The sequence below is a fragment of the Vreelandella indica genome (genome assembly GCF_037070225.1).
Taxonomy (GTDB): domain Bacteria; phylum Pseudomonadota; class Gammaproteobacteria; order Pseudomonadales; family Halomonadaceae; genus Vreelandella; species Vreelandella arctica.
The window spans coordinates 1-1,674 of the sequence record NZ_JBANSO010000084.1; the positions used below are offsets into that span (position 1 = coordinate 1).

The following is a 1,674-nucleotide window of genomic DNA, read 5'->3' on the forward strand; positions in this document are numbered from 1 at the left end:
AAGCTTCGGTGTTTTCAAGCAGATAAGAGAGCGTTTTCAAAAAGTGTGATTTACCCGACCCAAAGAAACCGCTAACCCAGACGCCTACCCGGTTGGCAATGGAGGGGTCGTCTAGCGGGGTGGTGTAGGATTCAAAAAAAGCGCGGAAGTGCTTTTCTAGCTCATTGGTGACCACGTACTCATCCAGCTCTTGGTAGATGGTTTCCTGGTCACGCTGATCAGCCTTTACAACACCATTGATTGACCGGCTGAGCGGCTTGAGGAAAAGCTCTTGAATGCGCATATCAGTCCTGTAAATGTTTAAGCCCTACAAACTTTTTAAAAATAGACTGTTACCTAAACCGCGAAGATCCCGCTGCTTGGTAACATCACTCGGGGTAACAGCAATTAACGTGTATACGTAACACGCTGCACGGTTTGCTATCTTGTGCTCTTTTCCAGTGTTCATTTCTAAGTACTAGGGCACGAGCGCAAACGCGCGATAGTAGTTGTTGCTCTTAATCTGATTAAACAGGGTAAGCGTTTGCCCATCGTAGCGGCCTGGGTAAAACAGTACCAAAGGCTTATGCCCTAACGGGCCATGCAGAGCGTTCAGCAAACTATGCGCTCGTACCATTGGCCATAGGCTACCGACACCGGTTAATAGCACGATATCAGGATCATGCGACAAAGAGTGTCGGATCAGATAAGGGGCGAACTTATCCATGTGCAGTGGCCCACGCAGCGCCTTAAGCAGCGCTGCATCGCCTTTGTTTTTCTGCATGGCAATGGCTTTATCAAGAAAGCCACGCTCAGTCAGATAGTCTTTGAGCACGTGAAGCAAGTTAACCTGCGCCACCTTGACATGGGCGTACTGGCGCGCCATTAACGAAGGAAGGAAGTTCAGATAGGCACGTACCTGAAGCTCGTGCTCAGGAGCGTAATCAAAAATCCAGAAGCCAATTTCGTTACCTAACCCTTGGCCTGCTAAAAAATCCGGCCGAGCAATTTTCTCGGCGACTTGGTTTAATCGTGCCCGAAGCTGGTCATCCTCATGGAACATAACGCTGGTAGGTGGTAGGTGCTGCTCATTAGGTGACATGCGGAGCGTCTCTATGTCGGGCATGTTTTGGGTAGATTGCGGGCAAGATTACGTTGCTTACAGCCATAGCCGCAAGGTCAACTAAGTTTTCATTAGTTCAATAATGAGTTTTGCCCAACAGATAAACGCTTAGCGCAATTTTTGAAGACAATGTTGCAAACGGGTATGGCGGTGGGTTTCAAGCAGCATCTTCAGTTCGGGGCGGGGCAAGAAAGGCTGAAGTCGACGTGATCGACTGGAATCCAATATGCCAACCTCTGTCAGCATCCGAAACACTACCTGACCCATTTTTAGCCTTGAGCTTTCTGCCCAGGTAGCAATCGCTGCATCGCGGTTAGCACGCTCGGCAAGAAACTCATCCCAGTGATAGGGCTGAAGCTTTTCAGACCGCGTTAAAAAAGCATCGGCCACCACGCTTTCAAGAAACTCGACCAGCAGCAGGTTGCGTGCCATGGCAGCACAAAACGATACCTGTGACGCTAGCTGATCATCTCCTTCATGCAGGGCTTTCCAAAAAGAGGGTTCCAGTTTCTCTAAGCGCTTACGAATGGCTTGCGCTGCACGCTTGGCTGTCGCTGGGCGATTCTTCTGTA

The 1,674-nt window shown here is 49.5% G+C and carries 3 protein-coding genes; all 3 read right to left on the reverse strand.

Annotated elements, in window-relative coordinates; genetic code table 11:
* Positions 1–283: DUF6079 family protein (locus V8L71_RS20575; protein ID WP_336275331.1), on the reverse strand; the 283-nt coding region annotated here is incomplete at its 3' end.
* A gap of 174 nt (positions 284–457) precedes the next feature.
* A complete protein-coding gene (locus tag V8L71_RS20580; RefSeq protein ID WP_336275332.1) occupies positions 458–1,081 on the reverse strand; it encodes a DUF1788 domain-containing protein in 624 nt (207 codons plus the stop codon).
* Positions 1,082–1,210: 129 nt separating this feature from the next.
* The coding region (locus tag V8L71_RS20585) for a BrxA family protein (RefSeq protein WP_336275333.1) at positions 1,211–1,674 on the reverse strand (464 nt) is incomplete at its 5' end.

What these genes read in the sequence shown, in the direction of transcription:
- V8L71_RS20580 (WP_336275332.1), bottom strand. Translation starts at nt 1,081, where the DNA reads ATGTCACCTAATGAGCAGCACCTACCACCTACCAGCGTTATGTTCCAT.